Raw genomic sequence first — 16,228 nt, 5'->3', positions numbered from 1 at the left:
CAGTCTGGGAAATCATTAACTTGATATGTTTTTCAACATACTCTTCAATATCTGCCGGAATTGCCATATTCTTACTTGAACTGATTTCTTATAAATAGAACTTTAATTATTAGGCGTGATAAATTCCTGAATTTACGATTTTCAAAAAAGAATCCATCTATGCAGATTTATCTTTCAATTTGAGCTAGATACTTTTCCTTACCTTTTCTACTTCTAGGTAGACACCGAAGTTGACTTTTACAGCAAGGACAAACAATTCCATCAACTTCTACAAATATCTCACAATAATTGCATCTTTTTTGTCCAGCCGCATATCTACCAATCTGTAATGGCTTGAGAGCCTTGTATTTTTTACATTTACCTATACAATAAACCATGATTAATTACTAAAACTATCAAAAAGATAAAACGTTTGATTGCACTGCACTCACTTTTTTGAAATACCATAAAATAAAATTTATAGTGCTAGCTTTGTTTTCAATTATTGCTTGAATTAGACAAGAAAGTATTTGGAAAAATAACTACTAAAGAAATAATTGGTGCTGATCCACCTGAAATTCCTAACACCAAAGATAATCTTGAAAAAGAACTTGTTACATTACTTGCAGCACTAGAATCATCATCAAAAGAAAATCTTGAAGAATTATTAAAAGAACAAAAAATTGCTGAAGATCATATTAACACTAGACCTGGTGCAATGGCTTTGGCTCAAAATAAAATTAAACTATTCAATGAATATAGTAAAAAATACACTCAAAGAATTAAAGAAAAACTAGACTCTTAGAGTTTTTTTTGGGCATTTTTTACTAAAATTTTGTTTCTTTCTAATCAGTAATGTTATGATGGCACCTGCAGGAATTCCTATAATTGTTCCAAGACTCAAATCTGGAACAAAATTTTAAGAAAAAAACTTGTTGATTCATAAATACCATAAGTTCTAGGATTCTAGAAATAATCATGGTTAGCAAGGGTAAAGATCTATGTCCAAGATGTGCACAAGGTAAACTAGTAACTGATAATGAATCAGGAGAAATGTTTTGCTCAAAGTGTGGATTTGTAATTACTGAAAAACTACAAGAAGCAGGACCTGAATGGAGATCCTTTACCCAAGATGAGGGTGGAAACAAGGCAAGAGCCGGCGCTCCAACATCACTTACAATGCATGACATGGGTCTTGCAACAATAATCAATCCTGTAAACAAGGATGCGTCTGGTAGACCACTAACATCATCTATGAAAAGTACCATTGAAAGACTAAGAACTTGGGATAGTAGAAGCCAAGTTCATGAGCCAGTTGATAGAAATTTCAGGCAGGCATTTAGTGAATTAAACAGACTAAAAGACAAACTAGCAATTTCAGATGCAGTAATTGAAAAAGCAGCTTACATTTACAGAAAAGCACTGGAGAAAGGTCTAGTTCGTGGTCGTTCCATTTCAGCTCTTATGGCATCATCTCTTTATGCTGCATGCAGAGATACTGAAACCCCAAGAAATCTCAAAGACGTAGAGCAAGCAGCTAACATCAAAAGAAAAGATATTGCAAGATGTTACAGATTACTAGTAAAAGAACTTGATTTGAAGATGCCAGTAACTGATTCAATTCAATGTGTTGCAAGAATTGCAAGCAGAATTGGAATTGCAGAGAAAACAAAAAGACATGCAACAAAGGTTCTAAAAATGGCTCAAGACAATGAAGTCTCAGCTGGAAAAGATCCAATGGGATTGGCAGCCGCTGCTCTGTATCTTTCTTGTGTGAAAAACGGTGAGGATAAGACTCAACGTGATATTGCAGAAGCTGCAAATGTTACTGAAGTCACTATTCGAAATAGGTACAAAGGGCTCAAAGAATCATTAGATCTATGATCTATTTTTGAGAATCTTCAACTGGTTTAACAAAACCAACACCAACTGATTTATCTAGATGATCATCAGAAAATATTCCTTCATCTGATTCTCCCTCATCTGGTTTTACAAATCCACCTTCAACTGATTCAGGAGGAGGAATCTTCTTTGATTTTGCTAATCCAATTGTGGTAATTATTACTGATGATAAAATTATAAAGAAAACAAGTTGTGGATAGGCTTCTGCATTTGGTATGCCCATAGTTATTGGATAAGTAGCAAGTACTGCAGCTGCTAATCCTCTTGGAATCATGGAATTTGTTACTGCTCTATCTAAAAGAGAAAATCTTTTTGTCAATGTTACTTTGCCAACAAATATTCTTCCAAAATAAACAGCAATTGTAATTAAAACTCCAAAAATGAGATACTCTACTTGTCCAAAACTTGCCATTAACCCCACAAATACAAAAAAGAATGATCTTACCAAGAATGTTAGTTGATTATGTGTTGGATCATCTGTCTCAATTTTTGGTAGCTTGAATCTAAGTATTTTTGAAAGATGTTTTTTGTTTCCAATCATTAAACCAAATACTAGAGCTGTTAATGCTCCGGATTCTCCAAATGAATTTGCCAAGAAAAATAAAACAAACAGAACTCCTAATGTTAACATGTATGCGTGTTGAGCATTCCCAAGCTTTGTTGAAACATACATCCAAGGAATTCCTACACCAAATCCAAGAACTAAACCTACAATAATTGCTCTTCCAAGAGTTTGTTCTAATGTTTGCAGATCAAAATGTCCTGCAAGTACTGCTTCAAATAATATGAATGCAATAATTGTCGCTAAAATATCAGTTAATGCAGATTCAAAACTTAGCATAGATTTGGTCTCTTCTGAAATTTTGATATTTCTTACAAGACCAAAAACAATTGCAGAACTACTTCCACCAACAATTGATCCTAACAAAATACTTTCTAACCATAACCATCCTAAAGCAAAATGAGCTGCAAATGTTATCATGGCAACAGATAGAATGAAACCTAAAACTGCTAATGTTACTGAAAAATGTGCAGTTCTAATCACATGTTTGATGTCAAGATTTAATCCTCCATCAAACATGATAATAATTAGTGCAAGTGCTGCAAAGTAGGGAACTACTTGGATTACAGCTTCTGGTTGAATTATTCCAAAAACTGGTCCAATAATTACTCCAAGAATCATTAAAAATGCTACATCTGGAATTCCTGTCTTTTTGAAGAATGCTTCACCTGCAACCCCTAGAAAAATTACAACGCCTGCTGCAAGCAGAATTACATGGGCTGAAGCAATTGGTCCATCTTGAATAGATAATGTACCTATAGAATTTTGTATTTCAGTAAGTTTGTCGAAAATTGAGCTTGAATCAAAATTTGATATTGGGATCAAATCTTCTATTTGCCCTCTAAACAACTGTAATACCGATAAAATTATGTGATTCATGTATGACTAGAACTAATCTTTTAGAAAAGGAAATTAAATCAGATTTATTTGATAATTTTAGCTCCTTGATTGATTTTAGATACACATTAAATCTACAATAAAAATAGATTTCGTACTTGAGTGCTACAAATCAACTACGTGCTGATCATGATCAAGTTCGTCGTCTAGAAAAAATAGTATTCAAATGTTCTGAGGAACTTTATAAAGGCACAAAAATTCCATTTTCAGACCTGACAAAAATCACCATAGTCATTTCAGAATTTATAGACATTATTCATCACTCTAGAGAAGAAGATTCGTATTTTCCATGTGTTGCAAGCTATGATTCTCTAAAAGAAGAAATTCGAAAATTTATGATCGAACATGAATTTGGAAGGAATATTGCCCGACAAATATCACTTCATCTAAAAAGATGGAAAGATGGAGAAGATGCGCAAGAGCCAGTATCACGATATTTGAGAACCTACGCTATTTTCTTAAATGATCATCTAAATAAAGAAAACAAATTTTTTGATGACGCAGAAGCCAATGTTTTATCTAAAGAGGAAGAAATTGAAATGTATGAACAATACAGATCAGTATTTGCAATAGTAAAAAAAGTTGATGAAATGATTGCAGAGATTGATTATTTAGAAAACCAATCTTGGGCCAAAAATTAACGTAAGCTCTTTATGGGTTGTTTTGACATTTTTATTTATGAAACCTTTTGTTCTTTGGATGACTGGTCTTCCTTGTTCAGGAAAGACTACCATCGTAAAAGACTTGCAAAATGATATTCCAAATTTGGCAATGCTTGATGGAGATGAGCTACGAGAATGGTTCTCTCCAAAAGACTTTTCAAAAGCAGGACGTGATGAACACAACAAAAAAGTTGCTCATTTGGCAAAGCTTTTGTTAAATCATGGTGTCCCAAGTGTAGTATCTCTAGTTTCTCCATATTCTGAAAATAGAAAAAATGCTAAAGAAATTATTGATGCTGGGAACCAATTTGCAGAAGTTTATGTGAAATGTTCACTTGCAAAATGTGAAGAAAGAGATGTCAAGGGCATGTATGCCAAGGCAAGAAAAGGAGAAATCAAGGGCTTTACAGGAATTGACGATCCTTATGAGGCACCTGAAAATGCTGATTTGGTAATTGATACAGAAAATGAACCTCTTTCTAATAGTGCAAATAAAGTAAAGGACTTTCTTAAAGAAAGAAACCTACTCTAATTTTTTAAATTCTTCAATTATTTTATCATGAACCAATCCATTTGTTACTAAAATTCCATTTTGATGATAAACCTCTTTGTTGTTGTATGTGATATCATTTCCCAACATATCTGTCATTTTCCCCCCAGCTTCTGAAATTATACAATATGAAGCAGCAGAATCCCACTCTTTCATTTTATTTGTAGTAGTAATGTATACCTCAGCTTCCCCTGAGCTAATTTTTCCTACTTTTAATGAGCTACCAATACTTGTGAAATCTTCAATACCTAATTTTTTGATAAATGATTTTTCCTTTTCTGATAAGTGATGTCTTGATCCAACTGTTCTACATTTTGAAAGTTCTGAAACTTTAGTTACAGATATTTTCTCCCATTCATCATTTACATATCTAAATGCTCCACTTCCTTTCTGTGCAACAAAAAATGTTTTTTCGGTAGGCCAACCAATCACACCAAGAATTGGTTTTTTATTTTTTATTAATCCAATCATAATTGTAAATTCACCTGTTTTATCAATAAAATCAGAAGTTCCATCAAGAGGATCTACTATCCAAATCATATCCCTTGATAATCTATCAAGATCATCTTCTTCTTCTTCGGATAATATGGCATGATCCGTTTGTGATAGAATCTCTTTAATGATATCATTGCTTTTAATATCTGCCTCTGTAATTGGGGAGTCGTCACTTTTTGTAAAAGACTGAAATTCCTCTTGATAAATTTCTAAAATTGCTTTGCCTGCCATTTCAACAGCTTTGATAGCAATTTCTAATTCAGGAATCTTATGAATAATTGGAATATCTTTCAATTGAAAAACCTAGGTTGTTAACTCTGGCTTTAATGTCCAAGCAATTCCAAGAACAATAAATGGAATTGACATAATTCCAATAATTCCAAGAATAGTATTTAATTGGGATTCTGAAACTTCTGGATTATTCACAATCCATGGAAGTGGTAATGTAATAACTACCCAAATAATTCCTAAAAGTATAATCAATTTAGCCTTTGATTTTCTATCTTTCATCATTTTTTGTATTCCTGTGTTGTATTAAATTCATGTGAATTCATTTAATTGATTCTCCTCCATCCACAGCAAGAACTGCTCCTGTAGTCCATGCTGCGTCATCTGATGAAAAATACAATACTGCTTTTCCTACTTCTTCGGGTTGACCAATTCTACCAATTGGATGTTCAGCATTCATGAAATCTTTGTCTTTTTGAGTTTTCAAAAATGGTTTTGTCATATCTGTATCTACTACACCTGGGCAAATACAATTTACACGGATCTTGTCTTTAGCATATTCAAGCGCCCAACATTTTGTTAGCAAAATCAATGCAGCTTTTGCTGCAGAGTACGCATCAGCATTAAATCCTTGATATGCCTTTAAACCAGCATCTGATGAAATATTTATTATTGAACCTGATGTTTTTTGTAGATATGGTATTACCTCCTTGGTAAACCTAAACTGCCCAGTAAGATTTACATCTAAAACCTCATTCCATTCATCTTCATCAATATCGTGTAATTTCTTAATTTTTGGAAAAATTCCCGCATTGTTTACTAGAATGTCTATTTTGCCAAATTTTGCAACTGTTTTTTCTACCACCATTTTTACATCTTCTTTGTTTCTAATGTCAGCTGTAATGCCAATAGAATTTGGAATATCTGATGATGCTTTCTCTAAACCTTCTAAATTTTTTGCAGTTATTACCACTGTTGCCCCATTTTCTGATAAAATTTTTGCAGTAGCAAATCCAATTCCACGACTTCCACCAGTTACTAGTGCAACTTTTCCAGATAATTTCATTAGTTTTTAGATAGAAAATCGTAATTTATACTTCAATTAACTAATAATTAGGCATAAAATATTTCATAAAATATTTAAGATTTTTATAAAATTTTTCATATAATTATAAATACTTTAAGTTCCTATAGTAATTAATGTCAATAGATATAATTTCTATCGACTAACAATGCGTAACCCCGCAGAACGTAAAAGGTAATCAGACATTTAGCATCTGAGAAAGAGAGGAAATCTCTCAAAATTCTGCAATGAAGGGGTTTACGCCTCTTAATTTTCTAATATATCTACAGACACAGAACCCATGGTATTTCCATTTGGATTAATTACTATCAAAATTTCTTGTTTCTCTGAAATCATAATTTCTCCTATTCCAACATATTTCCATGTAAAGTATTCAGAGATTCCTGTTTGGTGTAATGTACTTTCAAGGACAAAATCTTCAGAAAAATCAAAATTACTTCCACTCAATTTTATTGATAAAATTTCTGGACTACTCCCATTAGGAACAAATCTAAATGAATAATGGCCTTCATCAATAAAAAATGAATTTCTATAAACACCATCAGAATATAGACTAGGATCTGCAAGAGTTACATGAAAAACAACATAATTTTCCTGTAAGGTTTGATTTGATCCAAAGTTAATTAGAAAAATACCAATGATAACAATTATTGGAATTATGAGAATTTTTCTATTCACAACAAAGAATTCTATTTAACCATCTTAAAGATTTTAGATTGATAATATAGAATTTTGAAATATTGCTTTTAATTTAATATTGATCTTCACGATAAAAGCAATAATTAGCCTCAAAAAGAGATTGATTTTATACGTTTATCTTTAGTTAGTAAAATTTAATGTACTGTTAACCATTATTTACACCTGAGATTAAGTACATATTCTAAAATCAGACTCAATGCCTAATTTATCTAAAGATTGGTCAAAGCAACCACAGCCTAGTATATCTGAAAAAATTAATGATACTATCAAGCCTAAAGGTGCACTAAAGCCAAGAGTTCAGGATGGAATTAAAAAAATTCAAATTCAAATTAAAAAATTAGACACAATGTTAACAAACTTACAAGAACGTGATGCAAAATTATTTCAAAGAATTGTAGATGCAACACAAAAACATGATACCCAAACAACTAAAGTTTTAGGAAATGAGTTGGCTGAGGTAAGAAAGGTTACCAAAATTTTAAGCGGAGCTAGAATAGCATTAGAGCAAATTGAATTACGATTAACTACATGTAGTGATCTAGGAGATACAGTTGTTGCGATAATGCCAACAATGGGTCTGATGAAAAATCTAAAATCATCACTTGGAAAAATAATGCCTGGTGCTGAACAAGAAATTGGACAAATGGCAGAAATGCTTGGAGGATTTATGACCGATAGTTTCTCAGGAGATTCAGCATTTGGAATAGATGCAACTACTAGTGCAGAATCTGAAAGTATTCTCAAAGAAGCTGCTGCTGTTGCAGAAAGTTCTACAGGTCAAATGTTCCCTTCAGTTCCTACTGGTACTCAAGAAGCAACAACAACTAGTTCAAAATTCTATTAATTCTAAAATTTTTAATCAGATAATGACTCTCTAGTTTCTTTAATTCTTTTAACTCTATTACCTTCATCATCAATTACTTTATCAACACCTGAAAGTTTTTCCCTTAAACTATTGATAATTGTACCAACTTCATCTGCCTCATTTTCTACTTGTTGTCTCTTATTGGCAAGTTCCTTTATTCCTCTATTTTCCTCGTCAATATACTCACTTACTTTTTGTAGTTTTTCTTTAAGATTCTTAATATCTACTGATTCTTCTTCAATATCTTTTTCAAGTAATGTTCTCTTGTCTTTCAGATTTTTAATCATTAAACCGACATAATCAATTGCCTCTTCTAACTTTGCACGTTTTCCCATTAACTCTCCAATTCCAATCTCACTTGTAGATTCAACTGTTGAATTTGATTCTACAGATTCATCTGAATCAGCACTTTCTTTTACCATTTCTCCTCCCTCTTCATTTTTGAATTTATCAAACATTTTATGATTTTCTTTTCAAAATGGGAATAAAAAGTTATTATGAATCTCAAAGCTGACCTTGTGAATGATTTTTATTCAATTAAAGAAAATATTGGTGACTATATGGCTAATATTGAATTTCCAATCCCTTGGTGAGAATCAGTTCTTTTTTCTGAAATATCATCAATCAATCCAATAGATAAAAAATCCAAATTTTGAACGATACTTGAATTTTTTAATCCTAAAATTGTAAAAGACAAGGATAACACATCTTCCTGGTTTGTTTCTGCTAATTTTCCGGTAAATATGATTTTAAAATTAAGTTCCTTGTCTAAGGCTGTTCCATGTATTACTTTATCAGAATCATAGGATTTTCCAATTAATTCTAAATCAAATTGACTTTCTTTAAAATTTAATATATCATTTGAAGAAATTTCCCATAAATTTTCTCCAATTTTTGAAGCTTTTCCATCAAAAAGGACAATTCCTGAGTGATATGCCTTATAATTTACATAAGCCCAACCTGCTGTCTTTCCATCAGCTGTTAATTCTCTATACACATCCTCTTCAGAAAGGTTAGTTGGTAAAGCATAATGTTGAACTTCTAGTTTTCCATTTACTACTTTTTCAGTTAAAATTGTCCAAAGTCTCTCTCTCTTTATATTTTCTAAATTTTCTAACTTACTTTTTTCTTCCTGGATTTCTTCAGATTCAGCAAACGAGTAGTTTACAGATAAAGTTGAACTAAAAAGCATCAAAAGAATTAGAATTCCTTCTATGGAACTTTTCTGTAATTTCAACATGAGTATAGATTGTGAATATTATAGATTAGGGACGGCTACGAAACATCCTGTTCCTTATATACAAAATTTTAGGGGAATACTCAAAAATCTAGCAAAATTCCCCCAATTTTACAAAAAAAATGAAAAATCTAGTTTTTTACAAAAAAACTATCTTTTTTTAACTAATTTTTTAGGTATAAATTTTACCAGAATTTTTCTTCTTGTATCCATTTTCACAAAAAATCACAATTTTTTTTACTGAAATGGGCGTTCCGCTTTGCGTTCCGCTATGAGGTTTCAAAATGTTCCTCATTAACTAATTAGTTCTATACAATAGCATGTCAAAACAACAATACAGGTCCGAAATGGGCATAATGGGTGATATCTTAGACGTTACCGCCGATGGCGGTCGTAATGGAATCATTGTATCTGCAATATCTCGCAAAGCCAACCTATCTCACTACGCAGTACTAGACAAATGTGAGAAACTGGTAGAAGCAGGCTTAGTCGAATCCGTCAAAAATGATAGGAATAGAGTCTTTTTGATTACCGAAAAGGGACTTCAATTTTTCCAGGAATTTAAGAGGTTTCAGGGATTAGTAGAAAGCATGAATCTAAGGTATTGATCCAATGAATCCCGAAATCGTACCAATTCATAGAAAAGAGTTTCTTCGAGAAGATGGAATGCTTTTTGTAAGGACTGAGGGTATCCTCGAAACAATGGTTAAAGCACCTTTGATTATTGTTAGCTTAATCGTTGTCGCATTAGCGATGCCTATTCAGACCTCATTCAGTTCTACTCGAACTCTAGATATCACAGTTTATTCAGATGGTTCTGCACATGTATCATCACAAATAGAGGTGAATCCTTTAGATCCAGATTTTGAGGTGGAATTATTTGGTCCCTCCATTGATAATTTTGTAGCAGTTAGTGAAAATGGTTTTCTTTTATCTAGTGAGATAATTGATAATAAAGTAACAATTGATACTTTTGGAACAGCTTCTATTTCAATTGATTATGATATTCATGACTTAATTTCCAAAGAAGGAAGAGTTTGGACATTTTCCCTAAATTCACCAACTGATTATTCATTATTAATGCCAGCAAACTCAATAATTGTTGGTATGAATGCATTGCCATCAAATATGGTAATAACAAATGATCAAACACAGTTGGAACTAAGTACTGGATTATCAGAAATTAATTACATCCTTGGAACCAAAAACCCACCAGTAACAAACCCACCAGTAACAAACCCACCAGTAACAAACCCACCAGTAACAAACCCACCAGTAACAAACACTGATGAGTCTACTATTGATATTTTTACACTTTCAATTATTGGCATATCTATTACTGCAGCTGTAATTGGAGCAATTTTTATTGTTAAAAGAAAACAAGCAAAATCATTACCAGTTATTCAAAATGAAATTACTGAATCTGAAACCAAATCTGATTCTAATAATCCTGAAAGAATTTTCAATCTAAGACCTGAAATGCGTGAGGATGATAAAGAAATTATTAAATTTATTTCTGAAAATGGTGGTCAGGTTTTAGAAAGTGATTTAAGAAAAAAATTCCTTCAACCAAGAACTACTATGTGGAGAGCAGTTAAACGACTAGAAAGACAAGGAGTAATTGAAATTTCTAAAAAAGACTTACAAAACCTAGTTAAACTAAAAACAGAATTGGAGGAAGAAGAATGAAAATCATAGTTACTTCTGCATTACTAATCTTAGTTGTTAGTATGGTTTTTGGCGGAGCCTTAAGTAATGTTTATGCTCAGGATGATTCAAAAATTCTTCTAAATCTTGCAAAACGTGCACAAAACCAAGTTCAAAATCAAATTTCATCTGAATCTCCAGATGAAATAAAAAGATTATTTGAAGAAGGAATTCAAAATGTTAATTCACTTGAGAAGGCAATTAGAAATAATGATACTGATTCTGCAAAAAAACATTTTCTTACTGCTATGAAGATTTTTACTCAAATTTCTAGAACATCATCAGATGTTCCTACAAAAGAATCAACATCAGAAATTGCAGCAAAAACAACTTCGGATTCTGCAAGATCAACTGTTAAAGATCCATCAAATGATCTTCAAAGATTACAAATTTATGTAAATAGTTTAAAAACAATTGCTAAAAAATATGATGCACTAATTGACTTCTCTGAACTTGATGAATTGTTTAGAGCATCTAAACACCAAATCAACAATAATCAATTCGCTTTAGCATTAGAAACACTTCAGAAAATCAAAGAAATCATTGTAGAAATCAACAAAGAAATTAGAGATGAAGCATCAAAGCAAGAGTCTCAGCGTGCTAAAGAATATGCTCAAAAATATCTAGAGCAATTAGAGAGATTGATTGAAAATGCCAAAAAACAGGGATTATCTGATGAAATAATCAAAAAATTAGAAAATGCTAGAGAAAAACTCTCTTCAGCAGATAACCCAAATGATATTGTCAAAGAAATTAGAGAAATCTTGTCAATAAAGAAACAGTTTGAATTAACAAAAAATGATAGACTTGAATCTAGAGTATTACAAGTTGAAAAAACCATATCTCAATTATCTCAATTGGATGGTGTAGATGAGATTGATTTGATAAATGCTAAAAATACACTTCAAAGTATTAAACGTAATTTGTATGATGGAGAATTTGATACAGCAAATGAACTTTTGAGAGATTTGGCAAAACAATTACAAGAAATGAAAAATTCTCGCTAATACTCATCATAAACTTCATATACATTTTCTAAGCAGCATTGAACATGGCTTCTAAAGCAATAGTTGTTGGAGTAGGTATTCCTATGATTGTTGTAGGTGCTTTGATGGCTTGGTTATGGGCTCCATTAGAAGTAATATATCAAAATCAAGTAGAACTTATTGGAAGCACTATTGGAATTTTAGGAGTAATATTTTTCATCTCTGGATTGTTTTATAGAAAAGAACCAGTCATGCATTAGAATATCATTGAATAAATAATGAAAAAAATTACGGTTATTACTTGAAAGTAAGATTATTTGAGATATTTACATCCGTTGAAGGAGAAGGAATTCTTTATGGAACAAAGACTCTATTTGTTAGACTTGCAGGATGTCCTTTTACCTGTTTTTATTGTGACACTAAAGAATCTCTTCCACTTGACTCTGGAACAGAATACTCAATTGAAGAAGCAAATAAGCTAATTGACACTAATCTTAAAAACCAAACTTACAAAGTAAATTTTACTGGGGGTGACCCACTAATTCAGCATCAAGCTGTAGCTTTACTTGCAAAACATATTCAAGATAAAAAAATTCCAACATATCTTGAATCTTCATGTTTTGATATTGATAGATTCAACCATGTATTACCATTTATTGATATTGTAAAAATTGAATTTAAAACAAAAGATTCTGATTTTGTAGATTCTCAACATTATGAAAAATTAATTGGACATACAATGAAATGTCTAAACTCATCAATACAAGCAAAAAAAACAACATATATCAAAATTGTCGTTAGCTCTAAAACTAAACCAGATGAATTTAAAGAATTAACAAATCAAATTTTCAACATTGTTTCTAAAGATGATATAGATGGTTTTATCATTCAACCAACATATGGTATTTCTGAACCATCATTGGAATTATTATTGAATTTGTATGATATTGTATATCCGTATTATATTGAAGTAAAGGTAGTTCCTCAATTACACAAATTTATTGGAGCTCCATAACATTTGCACCTGACTAAAAATCTAATTAGGTTCAAATACTAGAAAAATTCTGTGAGAATTACATGGACAAAGAACGTGTAGAAAAACTAGTTAGAGAACTAATTATTGAAATTGGTGAAGATCCTACACGTGAGGGTTTACGAGAAACTCCAGACAGAATTGCAAATATGTACAAAGAAATCTTTGGAGGATATGACTCTGATTCTGAATTATCTGTACAATTTTCCGAAGATTCTGATGTGGTAATTGCTCGTGACATTCAATTTTATTCAATGTGTGAACACCATATGTTACCATTTTTTGGAAAAATCCACATTGCTTATTCTCCAAATGGAAGAGTATTCGGAATTTCAAAACTTGTTAGGTTGGTTGAAAAATACTCAAAGAGACTACAAATTCAGGAACGATTAACCAAGAATATCGCAGATGAATTATTCTCTCAAGGTGTAAAAGGTGTAGTTGTTTTAGCAGATGCCGAACACCTCTGTATGAAAATGCGTGGTGTTAGAAATGACGCAACACTATCTTCATCAGCATTTAGAGGAATTTATGAAAAGAAAGAAGAAAAAGCAGGAATAATGACACTCATTAGAAAACGTGCCTCAGACTCTTCTTTCTAAGATATTGTGAAAAATTAAATAATCAACATATTTGATTACCCTTATGGGAGCAAATCCATATATCCACATTCCAAAAGAATCTTGGCCTAGTTGGACATGGTATGCAATTGAATGCATAATTGTTTTAGCAATTTCTCTTGTAACATCAAGCAAAATTACTGATTCTATTGAAGGACTTGATCCACAAACACAAAACTACATGTTTATGGGAATTATGGGATTGATCTTTTTAGCTTGGTATATTGGAATAAGAGGTTTTATTCTGAAAAAGAAAATTCTTAGAAATAGATACTAGAATTATTTTAAATATTTTGTTTTATCATTAATACCAGCTTTTTTAAATGCAGTTTTCCTATTATTACAAGATTCACAAATTCCACAATGATATTTTTTATTTGAATAGCAACTCCAAGTTTTAAAAATAGAATCACCTAAAACTTTCAATCCTGATTTTAATAAATCACTTTTTGATAATCCCTTACGAAAAGGAGACCAAATTTCTATATTCTTTCGTAGTTTAGATTTAATTCCATCTATTTCACCCTGATTAAATGCAGCTTCGAGTTTTTTTGTAAAAATTGGCCTACAATCAGGATAATGCTGATCTCCAGTATGTGCACCATATACAACTAATTGTGCGTTTAATGTAAAAGCCCAAGCAGACGCAATTGATAGAAATACAGCATTTCTAATTGGAACTACTATTGAATACTCAAATCTACTTGGAATTTTCTTCTTTGAACTAGTCAATACATTAGAATCACCATACAATTCTTTCATAAAACCAATATCGATAATTTTATGTTGCTTTAACCCTAGTTTTTTTGCAAAAGATTTTGCAGCTAGAATTTCGTTATTTGCCTTTTGCCCATATGAAAAAGTGATTCCATATAATTCATATTTTGATTTCAAAAATGAAACTGCACAAACAGAATCTACTCCTCCACTAAACACTATTACTGCTTTTTTCATATTATACCAAAGATCATTTTTTCTTTACTATTGCACCTTTACTTGGTTTACAGATAATTGTTTGACATTTAATGTTGGCAGACGTAAATCCTTTGGACATTGCCAAACTAATTTTTTGTAAATTAGCAGATTTTTCTGAAAATGCAATAATCGAAGGTCCTGCACCACTAATTGTAACACCTAATGCACCTGCTTTTAGTGCATTTTGTTTTACTTTAGCATAACCTGGAATCATATGCTGTCTAGCTGGTTCAACTATTACATCTTTGGTTGATATACCTATCAACTTTGGATCTTTTTTCATAAACCCTGCAACAATTGCAGCAGCATTTGAAATATTTAAAACACTATCAGTGAATTTCACTCTACTTGGAATTACTTCTCTTGATACCTTAGTTTTCTTTTTTGGTACAACAAGTTTTGGAACTGCAATGCACATTCTAAGATTATTTGGTGGATCTATTCGAATTACATCTAAAGGATTAGTCTTTACTATAACAAATCCACCTAAAACTGAAGCTGCAACATTATCATAATGAATTGTTCCTGCACTAGCTTTCTCACCAGAACCTGCATATTCAACTAAAGTGTTCCCATCAAGTTTTAGTGCAAATAATTTGTCAAATGCTATTGCAGTTGCCGCAGCTGATGCAGCACTACTTCCCATTCCAAATCCTGCAGGGACTCCTTTTTTTATTTTAATTTCTATTCCACTTTTTATTTTAAATTTATTTTTCATATTTTTTACTACTAATCCTGCAGTATTATTTTCAGGGTTTGTTGGAATATTATCAGCAGTACTAATTGTAATCCCACTTTTAGTTTTGGTTAATGTAATTTCATCATAAAATGCATCGATTGCCAATCCAAATACATCAAATCCTGGTCCTAGATTGGCAGTAGATGATGGTGCTTTTACTGATATTGATTGCATTAACCTTCTACCTCTTCGCCTAAATTAAGAATTCTGCTCAAAGCACCTTCAAGATTTACTAAACCGTCTCCTGATACATTAGAAATTGGAATTAAACCCTGCGCAAATCCACCCAAATTTAATCCTCGTAAAATACTCGTAGTTAATGTGTATGTGTCACCATCTGTATCTTTAGCAATTGCATTCTCTAATGTATTCAAATTTGTAGACCATTGTAAAATTTGTTTTAATCTATCTTCAATAAGATCTGTTTTTGTTACTACATTAATTGTAGGTAAATTCAAGCGTAATCTTATTGATGTTGCAAGAAGTGCGATTGACACAAAATTTACAGGAGTGGTGATTAATGCACCATCAAAAAGAAAAATATTTGTTTTTTCATCTGATGAAATATTTTCTACAAGAAAACGACCACTAGAACGATAAGCAAATAATTCTATTTGACCAGGAGTATCAACAATTAGATAATCTGGATTTATTCTATTTACTTCATTTTGAATATCATCAATTTTAGATGCAACCAAATCACATGCCATAATTATGGCGCCATTTGGTCCGAGTTCATATTGATTCATTATTGATACAACATCTACATAATCTCTAACGTCAACATCACAAGTATATGGCATATTTTCTACTCCTGGATCCAAATTCAAGACAGCTGCAAAAGATCCATTTTTTGTATAATAATCCAATAATTTTGATGTAAGCAATGATTTTCCAGAACCAGCTGTACCAGAAACAAAAATAGTTTTCAAACCTGTCTGATTCTTTATTTGCTTATATTTCAAACTAACTTGCTCATCTATTTTGTCATAAATTCCAAATTGGCAT

At 31.6% G+C, this 16,228-nt stretch carries 23 protein-coding genes; 12 read left to right on the top strand and 11 right to left on the bottom strand.

The annotated features are described in order from the left end of the window. Nucleotides 1–167 precede the first annotated feature (167 nt). Nucleotides 168–377 (bottom strand): hypothetical protein, encoded by a 210-nt coding sequence (locus ACW9W3_RS05695; RefSeq protein ID WP_457765189.1) that lies wholly within the window; start codon nt 375–377, stop codon nt 168–170. 107 nt (nt 378–484) lie between these two features. Between ACW9W3_RS05695 and ACW9W3_RS05690 the strand changes: the two genes are divergently transcribed. Beyond that, on the top strand, nt 485–784 hold the full coding sequence (locus ACW9W3_RS05690; RefSeq protein ID WP_457765188.1) for a hypothetical protein: 300 nt from the start codon (nt 485–487) through the stop codon (nt 782–784). A gap of 173 nt (nt 785–957) precedes the next feature. Beyond that, entirely contained in the window at nt 958–1,863 is a 906-nt protein-coding gene (locus ACW9W3_RS05685) for a transcription initiation factor IIB (RefSeq protein WP_457765187.1), read from the top strand. 1 nt (nt 1,864) lies between these two features. On the opposite strand, the gene ACW9W3_RS05680 is transcribed toward ACW9W3_RS05685, so the two are convergent. Beyond that, entirely contained in the window at nt 1,865–3,322 is a 1,458-nt protein-coding gene (locus ACW9W3_RS05680) for a cation:proton antiporter (RefSeq protein ID WP_457765186.1), read from the bottom strand. Nucleotides 3,323–3,438: 116 nt separating this feature from the next. On the opposite strand from ACW9W3_RS05680, the gene ACW9W3_RS05675 reads away from it, so the two are divergent. Continuing rightward, nucleotides 3,439–3,981, top strand: coding sequence for a hemerythrin domain-containing protein (locus ACW9W3_RS05675; RefSeq protein ID WP_457765185.1), 543 nt, complete (start codon nt 3,439–3,441; stop codon nt 3,979–3,981). A 37-nt stretch (nt 3,982–4,018) separates the two neighbouring features. Next, nucleotides 4,019–4,534 (top strand): adenylyl-sulfate kinase, encoded by a 516-nt coding sequence (gene cysC / locus ACW9W3_RS05670; RefSeq protein WP_457765184.1) that lies wholly within the window; start codon nt 4,019–4,021, stop codon nt 4,532–4,534. On the opposite strand, the gene ACW9W3_RS05665 is transcribed toward cysC, so the two are convergent. From ACW9W3_RS05665 to ACW9W3_RS05650, 4 genes are all read right to left on the bottom strand, one after another. Then, nucleotides 4,526–5,341, bottom strand: a complete 816-nt coding sequence (locus ACW9W3_RS05665; protein ID WP_457765183.1) for a 3'(2'),5'-bisphosphate nucleotidase CysQ family protein — start codon at nt 5,339–5,341, stop codon at nt 4,526–4,528. The genes cysC and ACW9W3_RS05665 overlap by 9 nt on opposite strands. Nucleotides 5,342–5,350: 9 nt before the next feature. Continuing rightward, nucleotides 5,351–5,557, bottom strand: a complete 207-nt coding sequence (locus ACW9W3_RS05660; protein WP_457765182.1) for a hypothetical protein — start codon at nt 5,555–5,557, stop codon at nt 5,351–5,353. Nucleotides 5,558–5,597: 40 nt separating this feature from the next. Next, entirely contained in the window at nt 5,598–6,341 is a 744-nt protein-coding gene (locus ACW9W3_RS05655) for an SDR family NAD(P)-dependent oxidoreductase (RefSeq protein WP_457765181.1), read from the bottom strand. Between the two features lie 264 nt (nt 6,342–6,605). Continuing rightward, nucleotides 6,606–7,037, bottom strand: coding sequence for a hypothetical protein (locus ACW9W3_RS05650; protein ID WP_457765180.1), 432 nt, complete (start codon nt 7,035–7,037; stop codon nt 6,606–6,608). A 217-nt stretch (nt 7,038–7,254) separates the two neighbouring features. On the opposite strand from ACW9W3_RS05650, the gene ACW9W3_RS05645 reads away from it, so the two are divergent. Beyond that, nucleotides 7,255–7,902, top strand: coding sequence for a Snf7 family protein (locus ACW9W3_RS05645; protein ID WP_457765179.1), 648 nt, complete (start codon nt 7,255–7,257; stop codon nt 7,900–7,902). Between the two features lie 11 nt (nt 7,903–7,913). Here the strand turns inward: ACW9W3_RS05645 and ACW9W3_RS05640 are convergent, their stop codons facing one another. Then, nucleotides 7,914–8,381: a transcriptional regulator gene (locus tag ACW9W3_RS05640; protein ID WP_457765178.1), complete on the bottom strand. Its 468-nt coding sequence runs from the start codon at nt 8,379–8,381 to the stop codon at nt 7,914–7,916. A gap of 98 nt (nt 8,382–8,479) precedes the next feature. Next, nucleotides 8,480–9,163 carry a hypothetical protein gene (locus ACW9W3_RS05635; protein WP_457765177.1) on the bottom strand — a complete coding sequence of 228 codons (684 nt, stop codon included), beginning with the start codon at nt 9,161–9,163 and terminating at the stop codon, nt 8,480–8,482. A 344-nt stretch (nt 9,164–9,507) separates the two neighbouring features. Between ACW9W3_RS05635 and ACW9W3_RS05630 the strand changes: the two genes are divergently transcribed. The 7 genes from ACW9W3_RS05630 to ACW9W3_RS05600 all read left to right on the top strand — a co-directional run bounded on the left by ACW9W3_RS05630 (nt 9,508) and on the right by ACW9W3_RS05600 (nt 13,783). Continuing rightward, on the top strand, nt 9,508–9,768 hold the full coding sequence (locus tag ACW9W3_RS05630; protein ID WP_048114431.1) for a winged helix-turn-helix domain-containing protein: 261 nt from the start codon (nt 9,508–9,510) through the stop codon (nt 9,766–9,768). Nucleotides 9,769–9,772: 4 nt separating this feature from the next. Beyond that, a complete protein-coding gene (locus ACW9W3_RS05625; RefSeq protein ID WP_457765176.1) occupies nt 9,773–10,849 on the top strand; it encodes a MarR family transcriptional regulator in 1,077 nt (358 codons plus the stop codon). After that, nucleotides 10,846–11,874, top strand: coding sequence for a hypothetical protein (locus ACW9W3_RS05620; RefSeq protein ID WP_457765175.1), 1,029 nt, complete (start codon nt 10,846–10,848; stop codon nt 11,872–11,874). Before ACW9W3_RS05625 ends, ACW9W3_RS05620 begins: the two co-directional genes overlap by 4 nt. Before the next feature lie 44 nt (nt 11,875–11,918). Next, nucleotides 11,919–12,113: a hypothetical protein gene (locus ACW9W3_RS05615; protein WP_457765174.1), complete on the top strand. Its 195-nt coding sequence runs from the start codon at nt 11,919–11,921 to the stop codon at nt 12,111–12,113. Between the two features lie 41 nt (nt 12,114–12,154). Continuing rightward, nucleotides 12,155–12,868, top strand: a complete 714-nt coding sequence (locus ACW9W3_RS05610; protein WP_457765173.1) for a 7-carboxy-7-deazaguanine synthase QueE — start codon at nt 12,155–12,157, stop codon at nt 12,866–12,868. A 62-nt stretch (nt 12,869–12,930) separates the two neighbouring features. Beyond that, the gene (gene folE, locus ACW9W3_RS05605; protein ID WP_457765172.1) at nt 12,931–13,488 is read left to right on the top strand and encodes a GTP cyclohydrolase I FolE; all 558 of its coding nucleotides are present in this window, start codon (nt 12,931–12,933) and stop codon (nt 13,486–13,488) included. Nucleotides 13,489–13,531: 43 nt separating this feature from the next. Then, on the top strand, nt 13,532–13,783 hold the full coding sequence (locus tag ACW9W3_RS05600; RefSeq protein ID WP_457765171.1) for a hypothetical protein: 252 nt from the start codon (nt 13,532–13,534) through the stop codon (nt 13,781–13,783). A gap of 2 nt (nt 13,784–13,785) precedes the next feature. On the opposite strand, the gene ACW9W3_RS05595 is transcribed toward ACW9W3_RS05600, so the two are convergent. From ACW9W3_RS05595 to ACW9W3_RS05585, 3 genes are read right to left on the bottom strand one after another with little or no spacing between them, the layout of a single operon-like run. Next, the gene (locus tag ACW9W3_RS05595; RefSeq protein WP_457765170.1) at nt 13,786–14,460 is read right to left on the bottom strand and encodes a 7-cyano-7-deazaguanine synthase; all 675 of its coding nucleotides are present in this window, start codon (nt 14,458–14,460) and stop codon (nt 13,786–13,788) included. Nucleotides 14,461–14,473: 13 nt separating this feature from the next. After that, complete coding sequence (locus ACW9W3_RS05590) at nt 14,474–15,394, bottom strand: homoserine kinase (protein ID WP_457765169.1); 921 nt, start codon at nt 15,392–15,394, stop codon at nt 14,474–14,476. After that, a complete protein-coding gene (locus ACW9W3_RS05585) occupies nt 15,394–16,152 on the bottom strand; it encodes an ATP/GTP-binding protein (RefSeq protein WP_457765190.1) in 759 nt (252 codons plus the stop codon). The genes ACW9W3_RS05590 and ACW9W3_RS05585 overlap by 1 nt, the downstream gene beginning before the upstream one ends. Nucleotides 16,153–16,228 lie beyond the last annotated feature (76 nt).

It is taken from the genome of Candidatus Nitrosopumilus sp. bin_68KS, assembly GCF_054095825.1.
The sequence above is the reverse complement of the archived record's forward strand: the minus strand, read 5'-3'. Positions and strand labels throughout refer to the sequence as shown.